We start from the raw sequence: 25921 nt of genomic DNA on the forward strand, positions 1-25921 counted from the left end.
GGGGGCAGCCGGGTTTGGGGGTGGTGAGCCCGGTGTCGGTTGCCTGCGCGGGGTTGGCGGTCATGGTGGTGCTCCCGGGTGTGGCGGTGGCGGAACGGGTTTCGGACGCGGCGCAGTCGCCGGGCGCGGGGTGGGCGCTCGGCGACTGCTGGGTGAGCCGGTCGTTCAGCGGGGGTCCTTCGGTGGTGCCATGGTCGAAACCGTTGCGGGGGAGTGGTTTATGCCAGGGCCTTGGCCAGGGAGTTGGCGTTGTTCGTCATCCAGGTGACGTAGTCGAGGCCCTTGGGGAGGGTTTCGGTGACCTCCACGACGGTGACGCCGGACTTGTCGGCGGTGGCGCGCAGGTCCTGGGTGAGCTTGTCCTCGGTCTGGATGTTGTAGACCAGGGCGCGAACCTGCTTGCCGGTCAACAGGTCCCGGACGGTGGCGACATCGGCGGGGGACGGGTCGGTGCCCTGCTCGATGGCCTCCTGGAAGGCGTGCGGGGTCTTGTCGTCGGCCTTGGCGGCGGTCAGCAGGTATGCGGCCAGCGGCTCGGTCTGCACGACCGGCTGGTTCGGGTGCTCGGCGGCGATCTTGGTGGTGATGGCCTCGATCGGGGCCAGCTTCGCGGCGAAGGCGGCGGCGCGGTCGGTGTAGGCCTGCTTGTGATCCGGATCGATCTGGCCCAGCGCGTCGGCGATGTGCTCGGCGATGTGGCCGACCTGGTGCACGTCGTACCAGATGTGCTCGTTGACCTCGTGCGAGTGGCCCGCGGCGTCGGTCTTGTCGGTGGTCGGTGCGGCGGCATGCGCGCCGTGATCGTGGTCGCCCTCGGTGGCGATGTCGGTGGCGTTGACGGTCTTGGTGTTCCGCCCGGCGATGGCCTTGTCGATGAACTCGTCGTAGTGGCCGCCGTTGTAGACGACCAGCTTGGCGTCGGTGATCTTGGCGGCGTCGGCGGGGGAGACCTCGAACGAATGCGGGTCGGTGTTCGGATCGTTGATGATCGATTCGACCTTCACATCCGGCCCGGCGACGGCCTTGGTGATATCGCCCCACACATTCGTGGAGGCCACGACGGTCAATTGGTCCGAATCCTTCGAGCTTCCGCAGGCCGTCAAGGTGGCGACTGTGGCCAGTCCGGCGGCGAACACGGCAAAACCTCGGGCAAAGCTTTTGGTCACGCTGGTACTCCTGGCACTGCGGGCTTACTAGAAACGAAAACGATTGCCATTTGAATGTAGCGCAAACGACCGTTAGGGCCCTAGCCCGGAGTTGGAATGTGTGGCCCCCGCAACACGGAAGGCCCGGAGAGCGGGTCGCTCTCCGGGCCTCTCGGAAACGGTGAATCCCTAGGTCAGCGCCGCCACCGGCTGGCTCAGCAGCTGCGCGCAGCGCAGCAGACCCAGGTGGCTGTAGGCCTGCGGGTGGTTGCCGAGCGAGCGTTCGGCAACGGGGTCGTACTCCTCGGAGAGCAGACCGGTCGGTCCCGCCACATCCACCAGCTGCGCGAACAACGCCTCGGCGTCCTCCCGCTTGCCGATCAGCAGATACGCCTCGACCAGCCAGGCCGCGCACAGGTGGAAGCCGCCTTCGCCGCCGGGCAGCCCGTCGTCGTGGTGGTACCGGTACACGGTCGACCCGCTGCGCAGCTCGGCCTCGGTCGCCACCACCGTCGCCGCGAACCTCGGGTCCGAGGGCTCGATCAGCCCGGACAGCCCGATGTGCAGGGTGGCGGCGTCCAGGTCGGTGCCGTCGTAAGCCGCTGTGTAGGACTGGACTTCGTCGTTCCAGCCCTCGGTCTTGACCTCGTCGGCGATGGTGTCGCGCAGCGTCTCCCACTCCGGGTCGGCGGGCCGGGCGAACTGCTTGGCCAGGGTGAGCGCGCGGTCCACCGTGAGCCAGCCCATGACCTTGGAGTACACGTGGTGGCGCGGATTGCCGCGGATCTCCCAGATGCCGTGGTCGGGTTCGCGCCAGCGCCGCTGCACCGCGGACACCATGGCGTGCACCAGTTCCCAGTCCATATCGGGCAGCGCCTTGGCGGGATCGTTGATGCCCTTGCGTTCCCGCGCGTGCGCCAGCTGGGAGATGAGGTCCACGATGGGGCCGAACACGTCCAGCTGCACCTGCATGTTCGCCGCGTTGCCGACGCGCACCGGCCGCGAGCCGGCGTAGCCGGGCAGCTGGTCGATGACGGCCTCGGGCGGCAGGGTCTCGCCGTAGAGGGTGTAGAGCGGGTGCAGGCGTTCGGGTCCGGGCAGGGTCTCGAGCACCCGGTGCACCCAGGCCAGCAGGTCCTCGGCCTCGCCGATGGAGCCCAGCGACACCAGCGCGGACGCGGTGAGCGAGGCGTCGCGCAGCCAGCAGTAGCGGTAGTCCCAGTTGCGCACGCCGCCGATGTCCTCGGGCAGCGAGGTGGTGGCCGCGGCCAGGATGGAACCCGACGGCGCGTGCACCAGTCCGCGCAGGGTGAGCGCGGAGCGCTTCATGAGATCCGGCTTGAGCGGCGGCAATTCGAGGGTGTGGACCCAATCGCCCCAGTAGCGTTCGGCTTCCCGGCGGCGGTCGGCCTCGGGCCGCATGGCAGGGGAGAGATCCGAGGTGCCGCAACGCATTTCGAGCACGATCGGGCCCTGGCGGGGATCCACCACGGCGCGGGCGGTGTGGTGGTTGCCGTCGTCGATGATCTCCCATTCCACGCCCGGGGAGCGCAGCACCATCGGATCGTTGGTGCCCTCCACCTTGAGCCCGCCGGTGGCGTGCACCAGCCGGACCGGCACCTGCCCGAATTCGGGGCGGGGCGCGAAGGTGATGACCGCCTTGGCGTCACCGGTGATGACGCGGGTGAGGTCGGTGCGCTCGGGCACCACGTCGTGCGGCAGGTAGTCGACGACCTGCAAACTGGACCAACGGGTTTCGACGGTCATGGTGCCGTCGACGTAGCGCTGCGACAGCGGCAGGCCCGCGCGCTCGGGCTGCACGGTGAAGTGCCCCGCGCCCGGTCCGCCCAGCAGGTGGGCGAAGACGGCGGCGGAGTCGGGTTCGGGATGGCACAGCCAGGTGACGGTGCCGTCGGGGGTGACCAGGGCCTTGGAACGCGGGCTGGCCAGCATGGTCAGCCGCTCGATTCGAGGGGCGGAGGCACCTGCCAACCACGTGCGGCGCTCCTCGAGCAGGAACGCCAGCGCCTTCGACACCTCCTCGGTGCTGGCGACGTGGTATTTCGCGAGGGATTCGCCCTCGCCGACCTTGATGCCGACGTCGGGTCCGGAGAGGCGTTTGAAGGCCTTTTCGTCGGTGACGTCATCGCCGATGAACAGGGCCGCGGAGGCGCCCTGCTGGTGCCGGACGATATCGAGCGCCGCGCCCTTGTCGGTCTCGACGACCGCGAGCTCGATGACTTCCTTGCCCTCGGTGGTCTGCACGCCGACCCAGCTGGCCGGGCCCTGGCGCACCGCGACCAGTGCGCGGCGGCCGATCTCGGGGCTGGCGTTGCGGACGTGCAAAGCCACACTGGCCGGTTTGATTTCGACGGATGCGCCCGGATTGTCCTGAGCGATCTGGGTCAGGGTCGTGGTGACCTCGGCCAGCAGTTGTTTGGCGTCGTTGTCGATGGCGTGCACGAAGCCGACATCGAATTCCGAACCGTGACTACCGATCAGCTGCACCTCGACGGGCAACCGGGACAGGGCCGCGAGATCGCGCAGGGCGCGACCGGAGATCACGGCGGCGGTGGTTCCGGTGAGACCGGCGAGAGCGCGCAGGGCGCTCACCGACTCCCGATGGGGATAGGCCTTCGTCGGGTCGGAGACGATGGGCGCGATCGTCCCGTCGTAGTCCGATGCGACCAGCAACCGTGGCACGCGGGCGATGGCCGACAGGGCACGGCGAAGTTCCAGTGACAAATCCTGTGCGCTCACGCATCCAACCTAATGATCGGAGGAGATTTTTCAGGGCGCGAGTGATGCTACTGGGTCTTGATTGCCCACTCGTGTGGGCGGTGATACATAGCGTTTACAAGACACTTCCGTGTCGTTCACTCGAAATGTGAGACCCGCCCGGATTACTCGCCGTTAACCCCGCTTGAACAGCGGCGTTCCAGCAAACGAAACAGGGGCTGCCCAGATCTCCGGACCGGGCAGCCCCTGTGGATCCGTGCGAACGCACGGCATGCGTTCGCGTTACTTGTCGCTGCCGTCGCCGCTGCCGATGAGCAGATCGACGGTCAGCTCGAGGCGCTCGGTGACGTCGGTGGCCGAGGCGCGACGGGTGAGCCACGCCACCAGATTGGACAGCCAGACGTCGGAAATGACTCGGGCGATGGCCAACTGGCGATCGGAGGGGACGTCGTCGGACAGTGCCCGGGCGAAGAAGCGGTCCATCACCTTGCCGACCCGATCGACCTCGGCGGCCGCGGAGGCGTCGGCGAACATGAAGGCCCGGGTCATCGCCTCGGTGAGCAGCGGGTCGCGCTGCATGGCGCGGGTGACCTGGGTGAGCAGCAGGTGCATGCGCTCCTGCGGGGTGGCCCCGGCGAGCGGCTTGCGCCGGCCCTCGAACTGCTCGAATTCCCGTGCCAGCGCGGACACCAGCAGGTGCACCTTGGAGGGGAAGTACCGGTAGAGCGTGCCGACCGCGACATCCGCGCGCTCGGCCACGGCGCGCATCTGCACGGCGTCGTATCCGCCCTTGGAGGCCAGCGCGAGGGTGGCGTCGAGGATGCGTTTGCGGCGGTCGCGCTGCGCGGCCGAGCTCAGATCCTCCTCGCTGAGGGTGGTGACGGGCGCGGTGCGTCCGCCGGGCGCCGACGCGGTGCGTCCGGTATCGGAACCGTCGGCGGCCTGCGATCGGGAGGGACTGGCCATCGGTTGAAAGTCCTTTCCTGCACGAATCGTTCGGTTCATCTCGCCCAGCATCCCGCTCCGGGTGAGAGCACGGCTGGGCACGAGTTCGTACCGCGACCGGACGGCGCTTGACTTCAGCCCGGCTCGAACATTAGAACATGTTCTAGGAGCTGAAGTCACGCCGGAAAGGCGGTATGGAGTGTGACCATAGCCACCACTGACGAGCATAAAGCCGTCCAGGAATCGATGCGCGGATGGGCCGCCGCGGTGCGCCCAATTGCAACACTGCGTTCGGGTGCACCGGAATTTTGGCGCGAATACTGGCCGCGCCTGGCCGATCTCGGAATTTTCCGGGTCGCGGTGCCGGAAGAGGCCGGGGGCGCGGGCGGGACCGTCGGAGATCTCGCGGTCCTGGTGGAGCAGGCGGCGCATGATCTGGTCGGCGGACCGGTGCTGTCGACGGCGTTGGCGGGTCTGGTCGTCGGCGAGGCGCTCGACGAGATTACGCCATGCGGCGTCGCGCTCGCGGGCGAAATCGCTCTATCAGTTGAAACCAACACTGCTGTGGGCGAATCCGGGGCGCTGGTGTCCGGTGAGTGGGACTCGGTTCCGGGTGCCGCGCCGGGCACGGCGGTGCTGGTCCCGGTGCGTTCGGGGGACCGCCACCTCTGGGCGCTGATCGACGCGGATGCCCCGGGGCTGCGGGTGGAGCCGTTGCCCGGGATCGATCAGGCCATGCCGCTGGCGCGGGTGGTCTGCGCCGAGGTCGCGGTGGCCGCGGATCGCCTTTTCGAACCGGACTTCTCGGTGCTCGACGTGGCCGCCACGCTGGTCGCTGCGGAGGCCGCGGGCATTGCCGGCTGGGCGCTCGAGACCGCCACCGAATACGCGAAGGTGCGCGAACAATTCGGGCGGAAGATCGGCGAATTCCAAGCGATCAAACACATTTGCGCGTGGATGCTGTGCCGGGCCGAGCAGATTCGCGCGGTCGCCGCCGATGCCGCCGCCGCGATCGACAGCGGCAGTGCGGAACTGCGCCTGTCCGCGGCCATCGCCCTGGCGGTGTCGCTGGACGCGGCGGTCGAGAACGCCAAGGACTGCATCCAGGTGCTGGGCGGAATCGGTTTCACCTGGGAGCACGACGCGCACCTGTATCTGCGCCGGGCGACCGCCTGGCGGCAGTTGCTGGGCGGGTCGGCGCGCTGGCGGGGCCGTGTCGCCGAGTTGACGCTGGCGGGCGTGCGCCGCACGGTCAGCATCGACTTCGGTGATGGCGAATCCGGATCCGCCTGGGACGCCGCCGGTTTGGATGCCGCCGACGCCGCCGTGCTGGCGGCCGACCTGGCCAAGATCGCGGCGCTGCCGGAGGCCGAGCAGCGGCTCGCGCTGGCCGAGGCCGGACTGCTGGCCTCGCACTGGCCGGCGCCCTACGGCCGCGGCGCGGGTCCGATCCTGCGCACCCAGATCGAGGATCAGATCCGCAAGGCCGGAATCGCGCTGCCGGACATCGCGATTGCCAACTGGGCGATCCCGACGCTGCTGCAGTGGGGCACGCCCGAGCAGATCGAGCGCTATGCCTTGCCGACGCTGACCGGTGAGGTCATCTGGTGCCAGTTGTTCTCCGAACCGGGCGCGGGGTCGGACCTGGCGGCGCTGCGCACGGTGGCCGAAAGGGTCGAGGGCGGCTGGAAGCTGCGCGGCCAGAAGGTGTGGACCTCGCTGGCGGACCGGGCGACGTGGGGCATCTGCCTGGCGCGCACCGACGCGTCCGCGCCGAAGCACAAGGGCATCAGCTACTTCCTGGTCGATATGAAGAGTCCCGGGCTGGACATCCGGCCGCTGGTGGAGATCACCGGGGAGGCGCGCTTCAACGAGGTGTTCCTCGATGACGTGTTCGTTCCGGACGAATGCTTGGTCGGCGAGCTGGGCAATGGGTGGAAGATCGCCCGTTCCACGCTCTCGGCGGAGCGGGTCGCCATGGGCGGCAAGGGAATCGGCGATGAGCTGGAGGCGTTGATCGCCGCCGCCCCGGCCTCCGGTCCGGGTGCGGAATTGGTCGCGGACCGCTTGGGCGCGCTCATTTCAGAATCTGTTGCCGGAACTTTGCTGGAAGCCCGTGCGGCACAAAAGCTGCTGTCCGGCGGAGACCCCGCCGCGCAAAGTAGCGTTCGCAAGCTGGTCGGTGTCCGGCACCGGCAGGCGGTGGCCGAATTTGCCGTCGAATTGTCCGGTGCGGCGGGCGCTCTGGAAACCGATGTGGTGAAAGAATTCCTGCTCACACGCTGTTTGTCGATTGCGGGCGGTACCGAGCAGATTCTGTTGACCGTCGCCGGTGAACGGATCCTCGGGTTGCCACGCGAGTCGCACGGCTAGCCCACACCTCAACCGGGAGTATGGAATTGGACTTCACCAGGGACGAGAGCCAGGACGCTGTCGCCGAGGTTGTCGTAAGTTTGCTGGAACGCGAAAGCGCGCGCGATATCGCGCTGTGGCCGATCATCTCGGACAGCGGCCTGCTGGCCGTGCCGCTGCCCGAGCAGTTCGGGGGCGACGATATGGGCCTGCTCGAGGTCTCGGCCCTGCTCACCGAGCTGGCCACCGACGCCGCACAGGTGCCCGCGCTGAGCACGCTCGGCTTCGGGGTGCTGCCGCTGAAGGCGATCGGTGTGCCGGATGCCCTGGCGGAGAAGCTGTTTCCCGCCGTGGCCGAGGGCGCGGTGCTGACCGCCGCGCTGCACGAGACCGGATCGCCGTTCACCGTGAAGCCGGAGACCACCGCGGTCACCGACGGCACCACCGTGCGGATCACCGGCCGCAAGGTGGCGGTGCCCTACGCCGACACCGCGCGCTGGATCCTGGTGCCCACCGACAACGGCATCGCCGTGGTGGACGGTGACGCCGCGGGCCTCACCAAGACCGCGAACCCGACTTCCGATGGCGTGCCGGAGTTTTCGCTCCAGCTCGACCAGGTGGAGATCCCGGCCGAGCAGTTGCTTCCCGGCGGTCTGACCGAGCTGCACCGGTTCGCGCTGGCGAGCCTCGGCGCGGTGGCCGACGGACTGCTGAAGGGTGTGGTCTCGCTGACCGCCGAGCATGTGCGGACCCGGCAGCAGTTCGGCCGCCCGCTGGCCGAATTCCAGGCTGTCGCACAGCAGATCGCGGATGTGTACGTGGTCTCGCGGACCCTGCACGTGGCCGCCTGTTCGGCCGCCTGGGCGCTGGCCCAGGAGGAGCCGGACACCGAGCGGATCGACGACGACCTGGACGTGCTGGCGTACACGGTGGCCTCGGAACTGCCCGCGGCCATGCAGAAGTGTCACCACCTGCACGGCGGTCTCGGTGTCGATATCACCCATCCGCTGCACCGCTACTACTCACAGGCCAAGGACATCGCGCGCTGGCTCGGCGGCGAATCGTTCCGGCTGGACCGTTTGGGAGCCAGATGTTCATCGAACTGACCGCGGAACAGCGGCAGCTGCGCGACGAATTGCGTTCGTACTTCACCGGTCTCGTGACTCCCGCCGAGGAGGCCGAGATGAAGGTGAACCGCCACGGTGACGCCTATCGGGCGGTGGTCAAGCGCATGGGCCGGGACGGCAAGCTCGGCGTCGGCTGGCCCAAGGAGTACGGCGGGCAGGGCTTCGGGCCGCTGGAGCAGCAGATCTTCTACAACGAGGCGGTCCGGGCCGATGTGCCCGTGCCCCTGGTGACGCTGCTGACGGTGGGCCCGGCCCTGCAGTCGTACGGCACCGAGGAGCAGAAGCGGAAGTTCCTGCCCGGAATCCTCACCGGCGACGTGCATTTCGCCATCGGCTACTCCGAGCCGGACGCGGGCACCGACCTCGCCGCGCTGCGCACCTCCGCGGTGCGCGACGCCAATGGCGACTGGATCGTCAACGGCCAGAAGATCTTCACCACCGGCGCGCACGAGGCCGACTACGTCTGGCTGGCGGTGCGCACCGGTCCGGTCGAGGCGCGGCACAAGGCGATCACCATCCTGATCGTGGACACCAAGGATCCGGGCTACTCCTGGACGCCGATCATCACCGCCGACGGCGCGCATCACACCAACGCCACCTACTTCGACAATGTCCGCGTCCCCGCGAGCATGATGGTCGGCGAGGAGAACGGCGGCTGGAAGCTGATCACCACCCAGCTCAATCACGAGCGGGTGAGCCTGGGTCCGTCCGGCAAGATCGAGCAGCTCTATGAGGCCGTGCGCGAGTGGGCGCACAAGCAGGGCGTGCTCGGCGAGGCCGACGTGCGGCGCACGCTGGGCCGGCTGCACGCCATGACCCGGTTGAACGAGCTGCTGAACTGGCAGGTGGCCTCCAATATGGAACGCCCCGACGCCGATCCGCGCGATGTCATCGCCGACGCCTCGGCGACCAAGGTGTTCTCCACCGAGGCGCTGCAGGAGGCGGGCCGCCTGGCCGAGGAGATCGTGGGCCGCTTCGGCGACCCGGCCGATCCGGCCACCGCGGACCTGCTGGTGTGGCTGGACAAGCGCACCAAGCAGAACCTGGTGGTCACCTTCGGCGGCGGCGTCAATGAGGTCATGCGTGAGCTGATCGCCCAGATGGGCCTGCGGCTGCCGCGCGTCCCGCGATAGGAGAAGTTCAGCGTGACAAAGAGTTTCACGGCCGAGGAGATTCGCGACGGCCTGGAGAAGATCAAGGCCGACGGCGAGTCCGCGCCGCGCGCGGGGCGGGATCCGATCAATCAGCCCATGATCAACAACTGGGTCGAGGCCCTGGGCGACGCCAACCCGATCTACGTGGACGAGGCCGCCGCCAAGGCCGCCGGGCATCCCGGCATCGTGGCCCCGCCCGCCATGGCGCAGGTGTGGACCATGCTGGGGCTGGGCGGAATTCGCGCCGCCGATGACCCGATGACGCGGACCAACGAGCTGTTCGACGCGGCCGGGTTCACCTCGGTGGTCGCCACCAACTGCGAGCAGGTCTACCACCGCTACCTCGAGCTCGGCGAGCAGGTGACGGTGCGGACCAGCATCGGGGACATCGTGGGGCCCAAGAAGACCGGGCTCGGCGACGGCTGGTTCACCACCTACCTCACCAACTGGTACGTGGGCGACGAGCTGGTCACCGAGATGAAGTTCCGGATGCTGAAGTTCGCGCCCGGTACCGGAAAGACGGCCGCGCCCAAGGAGTCCGGCGAAGTGCCCGCCGAGGATCTGGCCAAGCGCGTACGCCCGACTGTCTCCAAGGATACGGAGTTCTTCTGGGACGGAGTGAAGCTCGGCGAACTGCGCATCCAGCAGCGGCCCGATGGCTCGCTCCAGCATCCGCCGGTTCCGGCGATCTGGAAGCACCACAGTGAGCAGAGCGATTACGTCGTGGCCTCCGGCCGCGGCACCGTGTTCAGCTTCGTGGTGCATCACGCGCCGCGCGTTCCGGGGCGGCAGCTGCCGTACGTGATCGCCCTGGTCGAGCTGGAAGAAGGTGTCCGCATGCTCGGTGAGCTGACCGGTATCGACCCGTCCGAGGTCGAGGTCGGCCTGCCGGTCGAGGTGGGCTTCCTGAAGCTCGACGACGAGAACACCGTGCCCTACTGGAAGGCCGTGAAGTGACCACTGTCGAACTCTCGGCCATCGAGGTCGGAACCACGCTGCCGGAGTTGGTGATTCACGCCGACGCCACCTTCATCATCTCGACGGCGCTGGCCACCCGCGACTTCCAGGACGTGCACCACGACCGCGACAAGGCGGTCGAGCGCGGGTCCAAGGACATCTTCGTCAATATCCTCACCGACACCGGTCTGGTGCAGCGGTTCGTGACGGATTGGGCGGGGCCGACGGCTCGCGTGAAGTCCATCTCGCTGCGCCTGGGCGTGCCGCTGTACGCGGGTGACACCCTCACCCTGACCGGCGCCGTCTCCGCCGTGGACGGCGCGGAGGTGACCATCGACGTGGTCGGCAAGGATTCGCTCGGCGACCACGTCACGGCGAAAGCCGTTATCTCGCTGGAGGAGTCGAAGTGACCGAGCTGAGCCGCAAGGCAGCGATCGTCGGCATCGGCGCGACCGACTTCTCGAAGGACTCCGGCCGCAGCGAGCTGCGCCTGGCCGCCGAGGCCGTCACCGCCGCCCTCGCCGACGCGGGGCTCACGCCCGCCGATGTGGACGGTCTGACGACCTTCACCATGGACACCAATACCCAGGCCGCCGTGGCGCGCGCCACCGGTATCCCGTCCCTGAAGTTCTTCAGCAATATCCCCTTCGGCGGTGGCGCGGCCGCCGCGACCGTGCAGCACGCCGCCATGGCGGTGGCGACCGGCATCGCGGATGTGGTGGTGGCCTACCGGGCCTTCAACGAGCGCTCCGGAAACCGCTTCGGCCAGTTCGCGACTCACCTCGCGACCGGCAATCCGAGCTCGTCGGGCGTGGACAACGCGTTCTCCTACACCCACGGCCTGGGCACCCCGGCCGCGCAGGTGGCCATGGTGGCGCGGCGCTATATGCACGTATACGGCGCGCGCAGTGCGGATTTCGGCCGGGTGGCGGTCGCCGACCGCAAGCACGCGGCGGTGAATCCGGCGGCGCACTTCTACGGCAAGCCGATCACCCTGGAGGAGCACCAGGCCTCGCGCTGGATCGCGGAGCCGCTGCACCTGCTGGACTGCTGCCAGGAGACCGACGGCGGCGTCGCCATCGTGGTCACCTCCGCCGAGCGCGCCAAGGACCTCCCGAACAAGCCCGCGCTGATCGCCGGCGCCGCACAGGGTTCCGGCGCCGACCAGTACGTCATGACCAGCTACTACCGCGACGCCATGACCGGCCTCCCGGAAATGGGCCTGGTCGGCGACCAACTCTGGTCCCAGTCCGGCCTCCGCCCCGAGGACATGCAGGCGGGCATCCTCTACGACCACTTCACCCCCTTCGTCCTCATGCAGCTCGAGGAACTCGGCTTCTGCGCCCGCGGCGAAGCCAAGGACTTCATCGCCGACGGCGCCATCGAACTAGGCGGCCGCCTCCCCCTGAACACCCACGGCGGCCAACTCGGCGAGGCCTACATCCACGGCATGAACGGCATAGCCGAGGGCGTCCGCCAAATCCGCGGCACCTCTGTAAACCAGGTACAAGGCCTGCAAAACATCGTCGTCACCGCCGGCACCGGCGTCCCCACCTCGGGCCTGGTCCTCACCACCAACTGAGTTTCGGTCACACCCACCGGTATCGGCGATTCAGTCGCCGATACCGGTGGGGTTCTCGAGCAGCCCCTCGATACGGTCCTTGCGCCGGGCGACGAACCACAGTGCGGCGTTCACAGTGTCATCGGCGGATGCGGTGCCGAGTTCGGCGGCTGCCAGGGCAAGTGATGCCTCGTCCAGCTCGATTGTTGTCCGCATGGGGGGGTTCTCCCCTCGCCGTGGTCATGGCAAATGATGTCCGGCTGCGCCCTAGACTTGGCCCGGTGTCCGACAAGTCTGAAATGGGCGAGTTTCTTCGGTCGCGGCGGGCACGGTTGCGGCCCGAGGACCTCGGTTTGCCGGTGTGGGGGCGGCGGCGGGTGCCGGGGTTGCGGCGGGAGGAGGTCGCGCAGCTGGCGGGGGTGAGCGTCGAATATTACGTACGACTGGAACAGGGGCGGGCCGAGGCGGTATCGGATGGGATCCTCGAGGCCATTGCCACCGCGCTGCGGTTGAACGGCGATGAGCAGCGGCATCTGCGGAATCTGGCGCGTCCGCCGCGTTCGCTGTCGCGTACCGGCGAGCCACTGCGCCCGGGGCTGCGACAGCTGCTCGACTACATGACCCGCACGCCCGCCTACATCGTCGGCCATCACACCGACATATTGGGCTGGAATGCCGCGGCCGTCGCGGTGTTCGGTATCGATTTCGCGGAATTACCGGAGGCGGAGCGGAATTGGATGCGGTTGGTGTTCTTCGATCCGGGGATTCGCGCGCTCACCGCCGAGAGCTGGCCGACCATTGCCGGGCATATCGCCGCGGACATGCGGTTGCGGGCCAGTCATCGGCCCGATGATCCGGAACTGCGGGCCTTGCTGCGGGAGATGAACGAGCGCAGTCCGGAGTTCCGGGAGTTCTGGGAGACCCACGAGGTCAACGACTTTCAGTACGGGCGCTATCGGCTGCGGCACCCCCTTGCCGGCGATCTGCATCTGGATTATGAACTGCTCGATGTCCCGGGTGATCCCGGGGTGCGGGCGATCGTCACCTATACGGCTGCGCCGGGGAGTGATTCGGAGCGGGCGTTGGAGGCTGTGTTGGCGGCGAGCACCTCGGTGGCCAGGCGGTGAAGCTGGTCGTCCAGGCGGTCGGGTGGGAACAGCCATAGGCCGAGCGAATTCGCGCCGGAGGTGAGGAGCTCGTCGAGGCGGGCGCGCACTTGGTCAGGGGTTCCCGCCACCGCGAATTCGTCGATCCAGGCATCCTCGACCGTGAGTTCTTCGGCGGGCGCGAGCGCGGCGACGGCGGTTCGTATCTCCTTGGCGTATGGAGATTTTCCGATCAGGGCGGACTCCGATTCGGCTTGCAGGAAAATCCCTACGGCGGCGCGGACCGCGTCTCGTGCCGTGCGGTCGTCATCGTCGATGGCGGTGAGGGCGAAGGCCATGACGGGGGTATGGCGTGGGATCAGCTCGCGCACCCAGCGCACGTAGGCGGGTCCGGCGAGGACGGAAAGCAGGACACCGTCGGCCTTTTCGCCCGCCAGGCGCAGGCCACGTTCGTTGACCGCGCCGGTCCACAGTTCCGGCGGGAGGTCGGGCGGGAAGCTGAGTTGGACGCCGGACAGGACGTGCGTGCTGTTCTCCCGATCGACCAGTTCGCCCGCGAGCAGTTCGCGCAGGACATCGGCGGTTTCGCCGAGCGCCGTGAGTGGGCGCGGCGGCCGTAGTCCCATCTGTTCGAGCCAGCCCCGATTGCCCAGTCCGATGCCCGCGCGGACCCGGCCCGGATAGGTGCGAGCCAGTCCGGCCAATTCCATGGCCAGGACGGCAGGGTGTCTGGTAGCGATGCTGGCCAGCCCGAGCCCAGCGGGGATCTCGCGGGTCGCCGCCAGGAGTTGGGTGAGGCCGGACAGGCCGCCGGTGAAGAAGCAGTCCTCGGAGAACCAGAGCTCGCCGAGGCCGAGGCGTTCGGCCAGGGCCGCGCCCGCGGTGAGGTGTTCGGGCGGGGTCAGGCTGCCGAAGACGATGCCGATCTTGTTGGAAGGGATCATGTTCCGAGTTAACCGGGCATTGTGTCCACTTATTCCGGAATGGGTGCGGCTGAGCAAGATTCGGCGGCGGGAACGGGCGGCGGCGTAGATTGGGGCGCACTGCCTTGTGGGGAAAGGGGTCGATATGACCTTGCGAGAACGGCTGAACGAGCTACCGGCGATGGGGAGTGCGCTGGTTTACGGCGAACCGCACGAGACTCCCGACGGCACCACGGTCATTACGGTGTCCACTGTGAATCCCTGGCGTGGAGCACGGCCGGTCGGAGTGTTCGTGGTGCATCAGGGGGAGGTCAAGTGGGAAGCCGCTGTCGACGCCTCGCTGATCGCGCTCATCGGTGTGACCACCGGACTGATCGCGGCGACTCTGGGCACGCTGGCGGTGGTCAAGAGTCCGCCGTGGCCGAACATGCGCTTCTGGGATGTCCGGTATCGGCAGCAGATCAAGTAGCGGTTCGAAACTGCGCGGCCAGTGCGGTCGCCAGTTGATTCACGCTCTTCGCGGTGCCCGGCGCGAGTCCGGCGCGGGCGCCGGCGAAGCGGTCGAAGACCAGGCCCTCGATGACCGCGATGAAATCGGCGGCGGCCGTGGCCGGATCGGGTGCGCCGAGGGCCTCGAACAAGGCGGTCGCGTGCCGATGCGAGAACAGGCAGCCGACGAGTTTCGCGTGTAGTTCGGCGTCGCCGAGCAGGTCGACGATGAGTGCGTGCCGGGTGATCAGATGGTTGCGGCGTTGTGCCAGTAGCCGATCCAGCTGGCGCGCGATCTCGTGGGCCAGCTGATCCGGATCGATGTCGCCGTCTGCCTTCGCCGTGCGGTCCGGCCCGGCCTGTGCCGCCGCGAAATCGGCGCGGGAACGGACCGCGATGCGTTCCACGATGCCCTCGATCAGTGCCCGCTTGGTGCGGAAGTAATAGGACGTCGACCCGGCGGGCAGCTCCAGCGCGGTGTCCAGTGCGCGATGGGTGAGCGCTCGAAGTCCCTGGGCCGCAATGAGATCGATGGCGCTGTCCACGATGAGGGTGCGTCGATCGGTTGTGGGAGTGCTCACCTTTGCTCCTCTGCGGCGTCGAGATCCTCTACAACTATAGAGGAAGCTCTACAGCGGTAGAGGATTGAGGAGGGTTGTGATGAAAGCGCCGGAGATCGTGCTCGATTCGGACCAGCAGCGTGCGGCCGACCGGCTGGACGCCATCGCCGCGCGACTGGGCAAACGGTGGCAGTTCCGGAATCGCGCGAAGGCCGCGCGCGGCCTGTACCTCTGGGGCGGCCCGGGGCGCGGCAAGACCATGCTGATGAATCGCTTCTTTGCCGCGGCGCCCTCGAATCGCAAGCGGCGCTATCACTTCCACGAATTCTTCGCGCGTTTGAACGCGGGCATCCACGAGTACGGGACCATCGACGCCTCGGCGGCCGCACTGCTGGGCGATGCCGAACTCATCTGTTTCGACGAATTCCACGTCCACGATTCCGGTGACGCGCGGCTGGTCTCCCGGCTGTTGGAACTGCTGTTCGCCCGGCACATCACGCTCGTGGTGACCTCCAACTACCCGCCCGAGCGGCTGCTGCCGAATCCGTATATGCATCCCATGTTCGTGCCGACCATCGAGTGGATCCTCGAGCACCTGGACGTGGTGTCGGTGAACGGGCCGCGGGACTATCGCACGCTGAGCGAGCGGCACACCGGCTTCGCGGCCGGGCACTACGTGGTCGGGTCGTGCGAGGTGATCGGTGCCGTCGAACTGCCGGTGGCGCATCGCATGCTGCGGGCCCGGGCGCTCGAGAACGGCGAGCTGACCGTCGATTTCGCGGAGCTGTGCGGAATCCCGGTGTCGGCGGCCGACTTCCTCGAACTCACCCGCGGGATCCGCAAGTGGGTGGTGTGCGGGGTGCCGCCCATGGGCACCGTCCCGCCGGACTGGGTGATGCGGTTCGTGAATCTGGTCGACGTCCTTTACGACGCGGACCTGGAGCTGTCGATCTTCGCCGAGGCGCCACTGGCCGCATTGGGCGGCGAGATCGCGCTGGTCCCGGACCTCTACCGCACCCTGAGCCGCCTCGGTGAGCTCGCCGAACCGGTAAACCTCGAGACCCGATAGCCGTTCGGCGAAGCTCCGGTGAACTCGCCGACTTGATCGACGCGCACGGTTCACGTGCCGTCAACGCGGTGGGTGCCCGGCGTTGCGGGCGGCTTCCTACCGTGGCGTCAGGAGCTGCACCGAACCGGAGGGGACCGATGCGAATCCGCGAGCAGGCAAGGGATTCCGCGCCGCGGAACCCGAGCAACCCTCATATCCGGAACAGTGCCCGCCTGCGGGTGTTGGTCGTCGCCGAGTCCTTTCTTCCCCAGGTCAACGGCGTCACCAACTCCGTACGGCGGGTGCTGGATCACCTGGCAGCAAAGGGACACGAGGCCACCCTGGTCGCGCCGACCGGGCCCGAGAAGTACGCGGGTTTCCGCGTGCATGTGGTGCGTGGCGCACGGCTGCCCTTCTACCGGGACTTCCGGATCGGCCTGGAAACCCGGCGGCGACTGCGCAAGATCATGCGCGAATTCCGACCGGATGTCGTGCACATCGCCTCGCCCGCGACGCTGGGCTATCAAGCGGCCAAGGTGGCGGGTGAGCTCGGGGTGCCGACCGTCGCCATCTATCAGACCGATCTGGTGGGTTTCGCGCTGCGCTACGACCTGCCCGGCGGCGTCCGCGCCATGACGGCGCTGACCCGTCGGATTCACCTGAAGGTGGATCGCACCCTCGCGCCGTCCACCGCCAGCCTGCGTCAACTGGAACTGATGGGCGTCCCCGGACTGGGCCGCTGGCCGCGCGGCGTGGACCTCCAGCAGTTCGGCCCCTTCCGGCGCTCGGAGGAACTGCGAAAGCGCCTGGCCCCCAATGGCGAAGCCCTGGTCGGCTACATCGGCCGCCTGGCGCCCGAGAAGGAGCTCGAGCTGCTGGCCGAGCTGCGCTCGCTCCCGAACCTCAAGCTGATCATCGTGGGCGGCGGCCCCGAGGAGAAGCGGCTGCGAAAGCTGTTGCCGGACGCGGAGTTCCTGGGCGTCCTGCACGGTGAGGAACTGGCCGCGGCCTACGCCTCGCTGGATGTCTTCGTGCACACCGGCCGTCACGAAACCTATTGCCAGGCCGCGCAGGAGGCCCTCGCCTCCGGGGTGCCGGTGGTGGCGCCCAAGGCGGGCGGCCCCATCGACGTCATCACCCCCGGGGCCGGGTTCCTCTATCCGCCCGGTGATGCCGCGGCCATGACCGAGTTCGTGCGCCGCCTGATCGAGGATCCGGCGCTGCGCGAGCAGACCGCGGCCACCGCGGTGCGCAGCGTGCGCGACCGGTCCTGGGCGGCCGTCAACGACCTGCTCGTCCGGCACTACCGCGAGGTGATCGCGGAACGGCTGCAACCAGATTCCGCGCCGGGCGAGATCCCGGCCACCAAGGAGGCATCCTGATGCTCCGTATCTCCGTCATCGGCACCGGTTATCTGGGCGCCACCCACGCCGCGGGCATGGCCGAACTCGGTTTCGAGGTGCTGGGCGTGGACAACAATCCGGCCAAGGCCGCGGCGCTGTCGGTGGGCACGGTGCCCTTCCACGAGCCCGGGCTGCCGGAACTGCTGGCCGGGCATGTGGCCGGCGGGCGACTACGTTTCGGTACCTCGCTGGTCGAGGCGGCCGAATTCGCCGACGTGCACTTCCTTTGTGTCGGAACGCCGCCGGGGGTGAACGGGGCGGCGGATCTGTCGCAGCTGTACTCGGCGCTGGACGGGCTGGTGCCGCATCTGACCCGCAATTGCCTGATCGTCGGCAAGTCGACGGTGCCGGTGGGCACGGCCGAGGCGCTGACGGCGCGCATCGCCGAGCTCGCACCGGAGGGGATCTCGGTCGATCTGGCCTGGAATCCGGAGTTCCTGCGCGAGGGGCACGCCGTCTACGACACGCTGCACCCGAACCGGCTCGTCTTCGGCGTCACCACGCCGGACGCGGAATGGGCGCTGCGGCAGGTCTATTCGACGCCCATCGCGGCGGGCTCGCCGGTGGTGATCACCAACCTGCCGACCGCCGAATTGATCAAGGTTTCGGCGAATGCCTTTCTGGCGACCAAGATTTCGTTCATCAACGCCATGGCCGAGCTGTGCGACCGCACCGGTGCGGACGTGACGCTGCTGGCCGAGGCGCTCGGGCACGACGACCGGATCGGCCGGAAGTTCCTCGGCGCGGGTCTCGGCTACGGCGGCGGTTGTCTGCCGAAGGACGTGCGGGCGTTGATCGCTCGTGCCACCGAGCTCGGCGCGGGGGAGTCGGTGGAGTTCCTGCGTGATGTGGACGCCATCAATCTGCGGCGACGGGAGCGGGTGGTCGAGGAGACCCTCGCCCTGCTCGGCGGCGGGCGACGGCCCGGCGGCCGGGTCGGCGTGCTGGGTGCGGCGTTCAAGCCGCTCTCGGACGACGTCCGCGATTCACCCGCCCTCGACGTGGCGCGGCGGCTGCATGCCGCCGGTGCCGAGGTGACCGTATTCGATCCCGCCGCAACGGGTCCCGCCCGCGCCGTGGCGCCGCAGCTGGTCTTCGCGGCCACTCCGGCCGCCGCGCTGCACGAGGCGGATGTGGTGCTGCATTTGACCGAGTGGCGCGAATTCCGGGAGCTGGACCCGGTTTTCCTGCGCACGGTGGCGCGGGGCCGGGTCATCATCGACGCCCGCAACACGCTCGATCCGGAGCCGTGGCTGGCCGCGGGCTGGGATTTCCGGGCGCTGGGCCGCCTGGTGGAGCCGCGCACGGCCGCCGGGCGGGTGGGTGCACCGGCGGGGACCAGCTATCCCGCTGTTGCCGTGCGCGATACCGTCGCGGATCCGGCACGGGCGCTGCCCCAGCCGTCTCCGCTGACCCGCCTGCGGGCCCGCGTCCGCCGCACCGCGTAAGGATTTTCAGACCGATGACTCGGGCCGGGGCAGCAGCCCCGGCCCGAGCTGTTTTCCCGATCTTGCCCACAGGGCCGGGGGCGCTGGTAATTCATGCGATACGGGTATGTGATTCCAGCTTCACGATTTTGGTCCTGACGGACCGCTTGGCATGTAACTATGGCCCTGTTTCCGGCTGGAACTCTGGTTTAGGAGTGTTCGTGACTGGGGTGGGGCAGGTGGCTGCGCGCGCGATCGGTTTGATCGGGCTCGTGATGCTGGCTGTCGTGGCCCTGCGCGGATACATCCCGGGAACCGGCGGCCCCTCCTCGCCGCATCCGTCCTCGGCGGTCTCACTGGCATTGATGCCGGTGCTGCTGCTGGTATCGATGGTGATTCTGATCGCCGGAGTCATCAACAGCCAGCACCGCCTGCCCCTGGCCATGCCCGAACCCGACCGCGAGAACACCCTGCGCGGACTGGGATTACGGCGGATCGGGCTGATGGTGCTGATCGTCATCGCGGCCCTGGCACTGATCGTCACCGCGGTGGTGTCGGTGTACCTGGTGACGCCGGAACGGCAGAGCGAGGTCGGCCAAGCCCCGACGGCCGCACCCACCGGGACCGAACTGCCGACGGAAACCGTTGCCAGAACCCCGGATACGGTCTCCTCCCCGCCGCTGTCCGGCACCGCGCTGCTACTGGTCGGCATCGCGGCGGGCGTGCTGGTGCTGGTCGCCATGGCCGGATTGGTCGTGGTGGCGGTGAGTTCCAATCGCTCGCCCTCGCTCTCGCGCACCCCGCTGCCGCAGCCGACGCCCGCCGAGGCGGTGTCGCTGGCCAAGGTGGCGGAGATGGGCCTGGCGGCCATGATCGCGCCGGGTCAGGATCCGCGCACCGCCATCATCGCCTGCTACGTGGCCATGGAAAGCGGTCTGGCACAGGCACGCGAGGTGGCGCCGCTGGCCTCGGACACCCCGTCCGAGGTGCTGGCCCGCGCCTTCGACCGCGGCTTCCTGCGCGACGCGTCGGCCCGGGAACTGGTGGCGCTGTTCGAGGAGGCCCGCTTCAGCCCGCACTCCATGCTGGAGTGGCAGCGGATGCGGGCCGAACAGCTGCTGCGTATCGTATTGGCTGATCTGCAGGGGCAGGCGGCATGAAAGTAGTTGTCGTGCAATGGCTCCCGTGGAACCGGACGGGGGACCGGCGATGAATCGGATCGCGATCGTGGTGGGAGCGCTGGCGTTGGCCGCGCTGTTCGAGGTGCTCGCGTACGGCAATCAGCGCGACACCCTGCTGGCGATCTCCGGTGTGCCCGTGGCCGGTGCGCTGGGGCTGCTGGTGTGGTCGCTGGTGGAGCGGGCGCGGCGGCTGACCCCGCCGGATCCGGACGACAACGATATCGACAATGGCCCGGCCGAGATGCTGCGCCGCTGGCAGGCGCGCGCCCAGATGCTGGCCGAACGGTCCGAGGGTTCGCGCGCCGACTGGGATCGGCACCTGCGGCCCCTGCTGGCCAAGGAATTCGAGCTGACCAGCGGGCACCGGATGGCCAAGAACCGGCGCGCGCTGGAGGTGGCGGGACAGCTGCAGTTCGGCCCCGAACTGTGGCGCTGGGTGGATCCGGCCAACTCGGCGCTGCGCGATCAGGTCAATCGCGCACCCGGGCGCGCCGCCCTGGACGAGATCCTGCGCCGGCTACAGAACATGTGAGATGAGATGCGAGACATGCGATGACATCACCGATGGACGTGACCATCAAGCGCACGGACGCCGTGCTGCGCGAAGTAGGCCGGGTCGTGGTCGGCAAGCGGGACGAACTGCAGTTGATCATGATCGCGGTGCTGTCCGGTGGCCACATCCTGATCGAGGACCTGCCCGGCCTGGGCAAGACCCTCATCGCGCGCTCGTTCGCCGCGGCGCTCGGGCTGAACTTCACGCGCGTGCAGTTCACCCCGGACCTGTTGCCCGCGGATCTGATCGGCTCCACCATCTACGACATGCATTCGGGCCGTTTCAGTTTCCGGCGCGGCCCGGTGTTCACCAATATGCTGCTGGCCGACGAGGTCAACCGCACCCCGCCCAAGACCCAGGCCGCGCTGCTGGAGGCCATGGCCGAGGGGCAGGTCTCGATCGACGGTGAGACCTTCCCGCTGCCGCAGCCGTTCATCGTCTTCGCCACCGACAATCCGATCGAGTACGAGGGCACCTATCCGCTGCCCGAGGCGCAGCTCGACCGGTTCGCCATGCAGCTGCGGCTGGGCTACCTGTCGGAGAGCGACGAGATGAGCATGATCCGCCGCCGCCTGGAACGCGGTGCGCAACCGGCCCAGATCGCGCAGGTGGTGGACGCCGACGGGCTGCTGGAGATGCGGCAGTCGGTGGAGTTCGTGACCGTCCACCCCGATGTGGTCGGTTACGTGGTCTCGCTGGCCTCCGCGACCCGCGGCCACCCGCAGGTCGAGGTCGGCGCGAGCCCCCGCGCGGAACTCGATCTGGTCCAGATGGCCCGGGCCCGAGCACTTCTCAACGGCCGCGACTACGTGGTGCCCGAGGACGTCAAGGCGCTCGCCATTCCCGCCATGGCGCACCGCATCACATTGCGCCCCGAAATGTGGGTCCGGCGCATCCGCGGCGAGGACGTCATTGCCGAACTGCTGCGCCGCCTCCCGGTGCCCCGCGCCACCACGTCGTGAGGTCCGCATGCGTGACAGACCTGCCCGGATGAGCGCGACCGGGGCGGAGCGGCCGTGAAGCATCGCGATACGAGCGCCACGGTCGAGGCCGAATTGCGCTGGCGGCCAGCGCCTTTGGTATTCATGCTGGCGGCGGTGTCCGCCCCGGCGCTGGTGCTGGCGCTGGTGCTCGGCAAATGGCAGCTGGTGGTGTTCGCCGCGCCCCTGATCGGGGTGCTGGCGACCGCGCCATTGCAGCAGTCGCGCACCAGGATTCAGGTGGACGGCGCGGGGGTGCTGCGCTGCTTCGAGACCGAGGAGGTGGTGCTGGCCGCCGCGGCCTTCGTGGAGAGCGGGCACGCGCTGCTGCGACTGCATCCGGAACCCTTGCGCAGCATGGAGGTTCACGTCGAGGAGACGGTGGACTCCGGCGCCGCGCCCGCGGGGCTGCGGCTGGCGTTGTCCGCGCCGCGCTGGGGGCGTTACCCGGTACCCATGCGGGTGACCGCGCTGAGCCCGGCCGGGCTGGCTGTCGCCTCGGTGCGGCTGCCCGCGGGAGAGGTGTACGTCTATCCGATCACCGACCCGCAGCGAATGCGGTTGCCGCGCACCGAACTACCCGAGCGCATGGGTACGCACCTGACGCGGCGGCACGGACCCGGCGTGGAGTACGCCGATATTCGCGCCTACACGCCCGGCGATCAGCTGCGGACGGTGAACTGGCCGGTCAGCGCGCGGCGCGGACAGCTGTTCGTGACCGAGCGCTTCACCAACCGTGCCGCGGATGTCGTTGTGCTGGTGGATACTTCGCTGCAGGCGCCCGGGCCCGCGTCCGACTCGCTGGAATTGTCGGTGCGCGGTGCGGCGCAGGTCGCCCAGTCCGCGCTGCAGGCCGGTGATCGCACCGCCGTGGTCTGCCTCGGCCGCTCCCCGCGCTGGCTGCGACCCGATATCGGCCGCAGGCAGTTCTATCGGATCGTGGACACCGTCCTCGATGTCGGCGACGAGCATCTCGTCATGCAGGGCACGCTCGCACCGCATGCCGCCGTACCGATCGGCGCCGTGATCGTGGCGTTCTCGACCCTGCTCGACACCCAATTCGCCCTGGCGCTCATCGATCTCCGCAAACGCGGGCACGTCGTGGTGGTGATCGACGTGCTGCGCGGCACGCCCTTCGGCCCGGATCTGGACCCCACGCTGGCCCGCATGTGGCAGCTCGAACGCAGTTCGATGTACCGCGATATGGGCACCGTCGGCGTGGACATCGTGTCCTGGCCCGAGGACGCCCGCCTCGACCAGGTCATGCGCCTGCTGCCCGAACACCGCCGCACGGTACGGGTCCGGCGATGAGGCGGGGAGCGGGGATGGAGGTGCGCGCATGACCAGATTCCTGGCCGTCCTGTCCGGCCTGCTGCTCGCGGTCGCGGTGGCCATCGTGCTGCCCTGGGCCGCGATTCCCGTGGCCGGACTGGCCGTCGCGGGCTGGCGATGGCGGGTTTGCGCCGTATTGGCCGCGCTCGCGGCCATGGGGGTGGTGGCCTGGATCGGGACCGGCGCCGTGGTGGCGGGCGGCATCGGACTGGTGGTGACCACCTATCTGCTGAATACGGCCACGGTGTCGGCTCCGGTCGGGGTGGTGCCGACCACGGTGCCGTCCGTGGCGGGCGCGCTGGTGTTCACCGTCGCGGCCGGAGCCGCCACCGTCATGCCCGCCGGGCTGTCGTGGGTGCCGATCCTCGCGCCGTTCACCGTGATCGTGTTGTACGCCTTGCTGGTTCGGGGTCTGGTGGACGACCGGGCGCGCGGCTGAGTCCGGTTCGCCCACGGCCGAGCCGAAAATCGCTTCGAATCCGGCTGCGGGAGTGGTCTACTCGCGCATGGAAGAGAAACAGTTGGTCAAGACCTCGAAGCGATTGTCGAGGCATCTGCGCCACGCGCCGGGGGAGATCGGCCTCGTGCTGGACTCCGCCGGATGGGTGGAGGTTTCGGAGCTCCTGTCGGCCCTGGCCCGGCACGGCCGCACCCTCACCCGGCCCGAACTCGACGAGGTAGTGGCGCGGAACAACAAGCGCCGCTTCGAATTCGATGCCACGGGCACCCGGATCCGCGCGAGTCAGGGACACAGCGTCGTCGTCGACCTGGAGTACCGGGCGAGTACACCGCCCGATCTGCTGTACCACGGCACCGTCGGCGTGGCACTGCCCGGAATCTACGCGGAGGGCCTGAAGCCCATGCGCCGGCACGACGTCCACCTGTCGGCGGATACGGAGACCGCCGTCAAGGTGGGGTCGCGGCGAGGGAAGCCCGTGGTGCTGACCGTGGATGCCGCGGCCATGCACCGCGACGGGCACGTGTTCCGGGTCAGCACCAACGGGGTCTGGTTGGTGGCCGCGGTCCCGCCCGAGTACCTGTCCGGCCTCTGAGCTGCCGGTTCGGGGCTCGGCGCGGCCCGCGGCCGCCGTGTTGTGGGTGGGACGGTTACTGCAGGGCGGGGGGCATGCGGGTCGGCTTGATGCGGCCCGCGTCGATGAGCGCCCGGAATGCCGCGGCTTTGCGCTCGCATTCGGCGACCACGCAGCGGCGGTGCTGCTGCATGGTGCGATGGGCTTCCTGGACATCCAGTGGATGGTCCGGCGCGAGGTGCGACCAGGCGGATGGATCGCCGGTTGCCAGCGCTAATGTGCTGTGCTCGTTGTTGATTCGTTCCCGGATCCGATCTACGGAGAGCCGGTCCGGATCTTGTTGGGGGTGGTGCAGGCTCATAAAGGCAATCGTCATGATCACGAGCGCTGCGAGAGTGGCCGTGAACACTTGCCAGGCGGCCATTGGCTCACCTTCTCCATGTCTATCGGTTGTAGTCAGCTAGTTATTCAGTTGGTTAGCTAGATATTCACCGTATGTCTGAAGACGTTACGCCTCCAGCGCGTCCTGGGTCAGAAACAAACGAATTTCGGCCGCTTTCAGCAACTTCCCCGCTCGTTCCGCCCCCTGGCACGCTGAAAGTTTGCGACCATTTCGGTGTGACGGACGGTCAGGGTCAACTGCGCTCCATCACCAGTGCGGCGCTTCTTGTCGAGTTCGCGGTGGCACGCGGCCTCGCCACGCCCGATCTCTTGCGCCACACCGGGATTCGTGATCGGGATCTGATGGACTCCACGGCCGAGATCACGCTCTCGCAGGAGCTGGCCCTGATGCGCAATGTCGTGGCCGGAGTCGGGGATGAGCCCGGTATGGGGCTTATGGCCGGATTGCTGTGTCACCCACCGAGTCTCGGGGTGCTCGGCTTCGCACTCATGAGCTGTCCCACCGTGCGCGACGCCGTGGATCTGGCGCTGCGCTACGCGGATCTGTCCTTCACCGTGGCCCGCCACCATCTGGTCATCACCGGCGACGACGTCTCCATCGTGCGCGACGACAGCGGCGTGCCGCGCGAGGTGCGGCGCTTCGCGGTGGAGCGGGATGTGGCCGCCATCTGGACCATCCAGCAGGACGTCATGCCCATGCGCCCGCCCATCACCCGGGTCGCTGTGGCGTTCCCGCCGCATCCGGTCTACGAGATGTTCGGCGCCATGCTCGGTGTCGAGGAGGTGGTCTTCAACGCGCCCCGCTCGGTCGTCACCGGACCGTCCAGTATTCAGCATTTGCAACTGCCCCAGGCGAATACGGCCACCGCGCGCTTCTACGAACAGCAGTGCGCCGAACTCATGCAGCGCCGCAAGCGCCGCCAGGGCATCAGCGGCCAGGTCCGCCAGCTCCTCATCTCCCGCGGCGGCATAGCGGACCAATCACACATAGCCGCCGAATTGGATGTCAGTGTCCGCACCCTGCGCCGCCGCCTCGCCGACGAGGGCACCACCTTCCGCGAACTCTCCACGGAGACAGTCGGTCTGCTGGCCGAGGAACTCCTGGTGGCCGGAATGACGGTGGAACAGGCCGCGATCCGCCTCGGCTACGCCAGCGTCTCGGCGTTCACCTCCGCCTTCCGGGGGTGGAAGGGGCAGTCGCCGGGCCAGTTCGCGCGGGAGAACCGCGGCCGGGTCTCGGTCCGCGTGTAGCTTTCAGCCCTTCAGCGCAGCGGCGAGGTCGGCATTGGTGGGTTCGATGAGCACGTCCCCGTTCGGCAGCACGATCACCGGAATGTTCTTCCGCCCACCCGCGATCTCGATGGCCCGCTCCCGCGCGTCCTCATCGTCCTCCACATTGATCTCGGTGAACGCCACCCCGTTCTCCCGAAACCACACCTTCGCCCGCCGACAATCCCCACACCAATCGGCCCCGTACATCACCACCTCGTCCATGCCCCCGACTCT

The 25921-nt window shown here is 68.4% G+C and carries 26 protein-coding genes; 18 read left to right on the forward strand and 8 right to left on the reverse strand.

Translation table 11 applies throughout. The features are described from left to right. Nucleotides 1–218: 218 nt before the first annotated feature. The 3 genes from ACAM49_RS21960 to kstR form a co-directional block, all read right to left on the reverse strand. Nucleotides 219–1166: a metal ABC transporter solute-binding protein, Zn/Mn family gene (locus ACAM49_RS21960; protein ID WP_369637421.1), complete on the reverse strand. Its 948-nt coding sequence runs from the start codon at nucleotides 1164–1166 to the stop codon at nucleotides 219–221. Between the two features lie 168 nt (nucleotides 1167–1334). After that, nucleotides 1335–3905 (reverse strand): trehalose-phosphatase, encoded by a 2571-nt coding sequence (gene otsB / locus ACAM49_RS21965; RefSeq protein WP_369637422.1) that lies wholly within the window; start codon nucleotides 3903–3905, stop codon nucleotides 1335–1337. A 261-nt stretch (nucleotides 3906–4166) separates the two neighbouring features. Continuing rightward, on the reverse strand, nucleotides 4167–4850 hold the full coding sequence (gene kstR, locus ACAM49_RS21970; RefSeq protein WP_369637423.1) for a cholesterol catabolism transcriptional regulator KstR: 684 nt from the start codon (nucleotides 4848–4850) through the stop codon (nucleotides 4167–4169). Nucleotides 4851–5030: 180 nt separating this feature from the next. Here kstR and ACAM49_RS21975 point away from each other — a divergent pair, with 180 nt between their 5' ends. Genes ACAM49_RS21975 through ACAM49_RS22000 form a run of 6 tightly spaced genes read left to right on the forward strand, consistent with a single transcriptional unit; the run spans nucleotide 5031 to nucleotide 12001 of the window. Beyond that, nucleotides 5031–7202 (forward strand): acyl-CoA dehydrogenase, encoded by a 2172-nt coding sequence (locus ACAM49_RS21975; protein ID WP_369637424.1) that lies wholly within the window; start codon nucleotides 5031–5033, stop codon nucleotides 7200–7202. Nucleotides 7203–7228: 26 nt separating this feature from the next. Beyond that, nucleotides 7229–8287: an acyl-CoA dehydrogenase family protein gene (locus ACAM49_RS21980; RefSeq protein ID WP_369637425.1), complete on the forward strand. Its 1059-nt coding sequence runs from the start codon at nucleotides 7229–7231 to the stop codon at nucleotides 8285–8287. Further along, nucleotides 8272–9441 carry an acyl-CoA dehydrogenase family protein gene (locus ACAM49_RS21985; RefSeq protein WP_369637426.1) on the forward strand — a complete coding sequence of 390 codons (1170 nt, stop codon included), beginning with the start codon at nucleotides 8272–8274 and terminating at the stop codon, nucleotides 9439–9441. The genes ACAM49_RS21980 and ACAM49_RS21985 overlap by 16 nt, the downstream gene beginning before the upstream one ends. 12 nt (nucleotides 9442–9453) lie before the next feature. Then, complete coding sequence (locus ACAM49_RS21990; protein WP_369637427.1) at nucleotides 9454–10419, forward strand: bifunctional MaoC family dehydratase N-terminal/OB-fold nucleic acid binding domain-containing protein; 966 nt, start codon at nucleotides 9454–9456, stop codon at nucleotides 10417–10419. Beyond that, on the forward strand, nucleotides 10416–10829 hold the full coding sequence (locus tag ACAM49_RS21995; protein ID WP_369637428.1) for a MaoC family dehydratase: 414 nt from the start codon (nucleotides 10416–10418) through the stop codon (nucleotides 10827–10829). Before ACAM49_RS21990 ends, ACAM49_RS21995 begins: the two co-directional genes overlap by 4 nt. Continuing rightward, on the forward strand, nucleotides 10826–12001 hold the full coding sequence (locus ACAM49_RS22000) for a lipid-transfer protein (RefSeq protein ID WP_369637429.1): 1176 nt from the start codon (nucleotides 10826–10828) through the stop codon (nucleotides 11999–12001). Before ACAM49_RS21995 ends, ACAM49_RS22000 begins: the two co-directional genes overlap by 4 nt. 30 nt (nucleotides 12002–12031) lie before the next feature. On the opposite strand, the gene ACAM49_RS22005 is transcribed toward ACAM49_RS22000, so the two are convergent. Then, nucleotides 12032–12196 carry a type II toxin-antitoxin system VapB family antitoxin gene (locus ACAM49_RS22005; RefSeq protein ID WP_369637430.1) on the reverse strand — a complete coding sequence of 55 codons (165 nt, stop codon included), beginning with the start codon at nucleotides 12194–12196 and terminating at the stop codon, nucleotides 12032–12034. 65 nt (nucleotides 12197–12261) lie between these two features. On the opposite strand from ACAM49_RS22005, the gene ACAM49_RS22010 reads away from it, so the two are divergent. Further along, a complete protein-coding gene (locus ACAM49_RS22010) occupies nucleotides 12262–13107 on the forward strand; it encodes a helix-turn-helix transcriptional regulator (RefSeq protein ID WP_369637431.1) in 846 nt (281 codons plus the stop codon). Here ACAM49_RS22010 and ACAM49_RS22015 read toward each other — a convergent pair. Next, nucleotides 13026–14030 carry an LLM class flavin-dependent oxidoreductase gene (locus ACAM49_RS22015; protein ID WP_369637432.1) on the reverse strand — a complete coding sequence of 335 codons (1005 nt, stop codon included), beginning with the start codon at nucleotides 14028–14030 and terminating at the stop codon, nucleotides 13026–13028. The genes ACAM49_RS22010 and ACAM49_RS22015 overlap by 82 nt on opposite strands. 124 nt (nucleotides 14031–14154) lie before the next feature. Here ACAM49_RS22015 and ACAM49_RS22020 point away from each other — a divergent pair, with 124 nt between their 5' ends. Next, nucleotides 14155–14478, forward strand: a complete 324-nt coding sequence (locus tag ACAM49_RS22020; protein ID WP_369637433.1) for a hypothetical protein — start codon at nucleotides 14155–14157, stop codon at nucleotides 14476–14478. On the opposite strand, the gene ACAM49_RS22025 is transcribed toward ACAM49_RS22020, so the two are convergent. Next, nucleotides 14471–15079: a TetR/AcrR family transcriptional regulator gene (locus tag ACAM49_RS22025; protein WP_369637434.1), complete on the reverse strand. Its 609-nt coding sequence runs from the start codon at nucleotides 15077–15079 to the stop codon at nucleotides 14471–14473. The two genes, ACAM49_RS22020 and ACAM49_RS22025, sit on opposite strands and share 8 nt — an antisense overlap. A gap of 79 nt (nucleotides 15080–15158) precedes the next feature. Between ACAM49_RS22025 and zapE the strand changes: the two genes are divergently transcribed. The 9 genes from zapE to ACAM49_RS22070 all read left to right on the forward strand — a co-directional run bounded on the left by zapE (nucleotide 15159) and on the right by ACAM49_RS22070 (nucleotide 24034). After that, complete coding sequence (gene zapE / locus ACAM49_RS22030) at nucleotides 15159–16127, forward strand: cell division protein ZapE (RefSeq protein WP_369637435.1); 969 nt, start codon at nucleotides 15159–15161, stop codon at nucleotides 16125–16127. A gap of 137 nt (nucleotides 16128–16264) precedes the next feature. Next, nucleotides 16265–17488 carry a glycosyltransferase family 4 protein gene (locus ACAM49_RS22035; RefSeq protein ID WP_369637436.1) on the forward strand — a complete coding sequence of 408 codons (1224 nt, stop codon included), beginning with the start codon at nucleotides 16265–16267 and terminating at the stop codon, nucleotides 17486–17488. After that, a complete protein-coding gene (locus ACAM49_RS22040) occupies nucleotides 17488–18957 on the forward strand; it encodes a UDP-glucose/GDP-mannose dehydrogenase family protein (protein WP_369637437.1) in 1470 nt (489 codons plus the stop codon). The genes ACAM49_RS22035 and ACAM49_RS22040 overlap by 1 nt, the downstream gene beginning before the upstream one ends. A 200-nt stretch (nucleotides 18958–19157) precedes the next feature. Continuing rightward, a complete protein-coding gene (locus tag ACAM49_RS22045) occupies nucleotides 19158–20096 on the forward strand; it encodes a DUF4129 domain-containing protein (RefSeq protein ID WP_369637438.1) in 939 nt (312 codons plus the stop codon). 49 nt (nucleotides 20097–20145) lie between these two features. Beyond that, nucleotides 20146–20649 carry a hypothetical protein gene (locus ACAM49_RS22050; RefSeq protein ID WP_369637439.1) on the forward strand — a complete coding sequence of 168 codons (504 nt, stop codon included), beginning with the start codon at nucleotides 20146–20148 and terminating at the stop codon, nucleotides 20647–20649. 20 nt (nucleotides 20650–20669) lie between these two features. Continuing rightward, nucleotides 20670–21632 (forward strand): AAA family ATPase, encoded by a 963-nt coding sequence (locus tag ACAM49_RS22055; protein WP_369637440.1) that lies wholly within the window; start codon nucleotides 20670–20672, stop codon nucleotides 21630–21632. 54 nt (nucleotides 21633–21686) lie between these two features. Continuing rightward, nucleotides 21687–22961 (forward strand): DUF58 domain-containing protein, encoded by a 1275-nt coding sequence (locus ACAM49_RS22060; RefSeq protein ID WP_369637441.1) that lies wholly within the window; start codon nucleotides 21687–21689, stop codon nucleotides 22959–22961. Between the two features lie 28 nt (nucleotides 22962–22989). Next, complete coding sequence (locus ACAM49_RS22065) at nucleotides 22990–23421, forward strand: hypothetical protein (RefSeq protein ID WP_369637442.1); 432 nt, start codon at nucleotides 22990–22992, stop codon at nucleotides 23419–23421. 67 nt (nucleotides 23422–23488) lie between these two features. Beyond that, on the forward strand, nucleotides 23489–24034 hold the full coding sequence (locus tag ACAM49_RS22070) for an RNA 2'-phosphotransferase (RefSeq protein ID WP_369637443.1): 546 nt from the start codon (nucleotides 23489–23491) through the stop codon (nucleotides 24032–24034). Nucleotides 24035–24089: 55 nt separating this feature from the next. Here ACAM49_RS22070 and ACAM49_RS22075 read toward each other — a convergent pair whose 3' ends face one another. Beyond that, a complete protein-coding gene (locus ACAM49_RS22075) occupies nucleotides 24090–24437 on the reverse strand; it encodes a hypothetical protein (protein ID WP_040803026.1) in 348 nt (115 codons plus the stop codon). A gap of 194 nt (nucleotides 24438–24631) precedes the next feature. On the opposite strand from ACAM49_RS22075, the gene ACAM49_RS22080 reads away from it, so the two are divergent. Next, nucleotides 24632–25666: an AraC family transcriptional regulator gene (locus tag ACAM49_RS22080; protein ID WP_369637444.1), complete on the forward strand. Its 1035-nt coding sequence runs from the start codon at nucleotides 24632–24634 to the stop codon at nucleotides 25664–25666. Nucleotides 25667–25669: 3 nt separating this feature from the next. Here ACAM49_RS22080 and ACAM49_RS22085 read toward each other — a convergent pair whose 3' ends face one another. After that, nucleotides 25670–25909, reverse strand: coding sequence for a glutaredoxin family protein (locus ACAM49_RS22085; RefSeq protein WP_369637445.1), 240 nt, complete (start codon nucleotides 25907–25909; stop codon nucleotides 25670–25672). Nucleotides 25910–25921 lie beyond the last annotated feature (12 nt).

The organism is Nocardia sp. JMUB6875 (assembly GCF_041154655.1).
Lineage (GTDB): Bacteria > Actinomycetota > Actinomycetes > Mycobacteriales > Mycobacteriaceae > Nocardia.

What these genes read in the sequence shown, in the direction of transcription:
- kstR (WP_369637423.1), bottom strand. Translation starts at nt 4,850, where the DNA reads ATGGCCAGTCCCTCCCGATCGCAGGCCGCCGACGGTTCCGATACCGGA.
- ACAM49_RS21985 (WP_369637426.1), top strand. Translation starts at nt 8,272, where the DNA reads ATGTTCATCGAACTGACCGCGGAACAGCGGCAGCTGCGCGACGAATTG.
- ACAM49_RS22005 (WP_369637430.1), bottom strand. Translation starts at nt 12,196, where the DNA reads ATGCGGACAACAATCGAGCTGGACGAGGCATCACTTGCCCTGGCAGCC.
- ACAM49_RS22015 (WP_369637432.1), bottom strand. Translation starts at nt 14,030, where the DNA reads ATGATCCCTTCCAACAAGATCGGCATCGTCTTCGGCAGCCTGACCCCG.
- ACAM49_RS22020 (WP_369637433.1), top strand. Translation starts at nt 14,155, where the DNA reads ATGACCTTGCGAGAACGGCTGAACGAGCTACCGGCGATGGGGAGTGCG.
- zapE (WP_369637435.1), top strand. Translation starts at nt 15,159, where the DNA reads ATGAAAGCGCCGGAGATCGTGCTCGATTCGGACCAGCAGCGTGCGGCC.
- ACAM49_RS22035 (WP_369637436.1), top strand. Translation starts at nt 16,265, where the DNA reads ATGCGAATCCGCGAGCAGGCAAGGGATTCCGCGCCGCGGAACCCGAGC.
- ACAM49_RS22040 (WP_369637437.1), top strand. Translation starts at nt 17,488, where the DNA reads ATGCTCCGTATCTCCGTCATCGGCACCGGTTATCTGGGCGCCACCCAC.
- ACAM49_RS22050 (WP_369637439.1), top strand. Translation starts at nt 20,146, where the DNA reads ATGAATCGGATCGCGATCGTGGTGGGAGCGCTGGCGTTGGCCGCGCTG.
- ACAM49_RS22055 (WP_369637440.1), top strand. Translation starts at nt 20,670, where the DNA reads ATGACATCACCGATGGACGTGACCATCAAGCGCACGGACGCCGTGCTG.
- ACAM49_RS22065 (WP_369637442.1), top strand. Translation starts at nt 22,990, where the DNA reads ATGACCAGATTCCTGGCCGTCCTGTCCGGCCTGCTGCTCGCGGTCGCG.
- ACAM49_RS22070 (WP_369637443.1), top strand. Translation starts at nt 23,489, where the DNA reads ATGGAAGAGAAACAGTTGGTCAAGACCTCGAAGCGATTGTCGAGGCAT.
- ACAM49_RS22075 (WP_040803026.1), bottom strand. Translation starts at nt 24,437, where the DNA reads ATGGCCGCCTGGCAAGTGTTCACGGCCACTCTCGCAGCGCTCGTGATC.
- ACAM49_RS22085 (WP_369637445.1), bottom strand. Translation starts at nt 25,909, where the DNA reads ATGGACGAGGTGGTGATGTACGGGGCCGATTGGTGTGGGGATTGTCGG.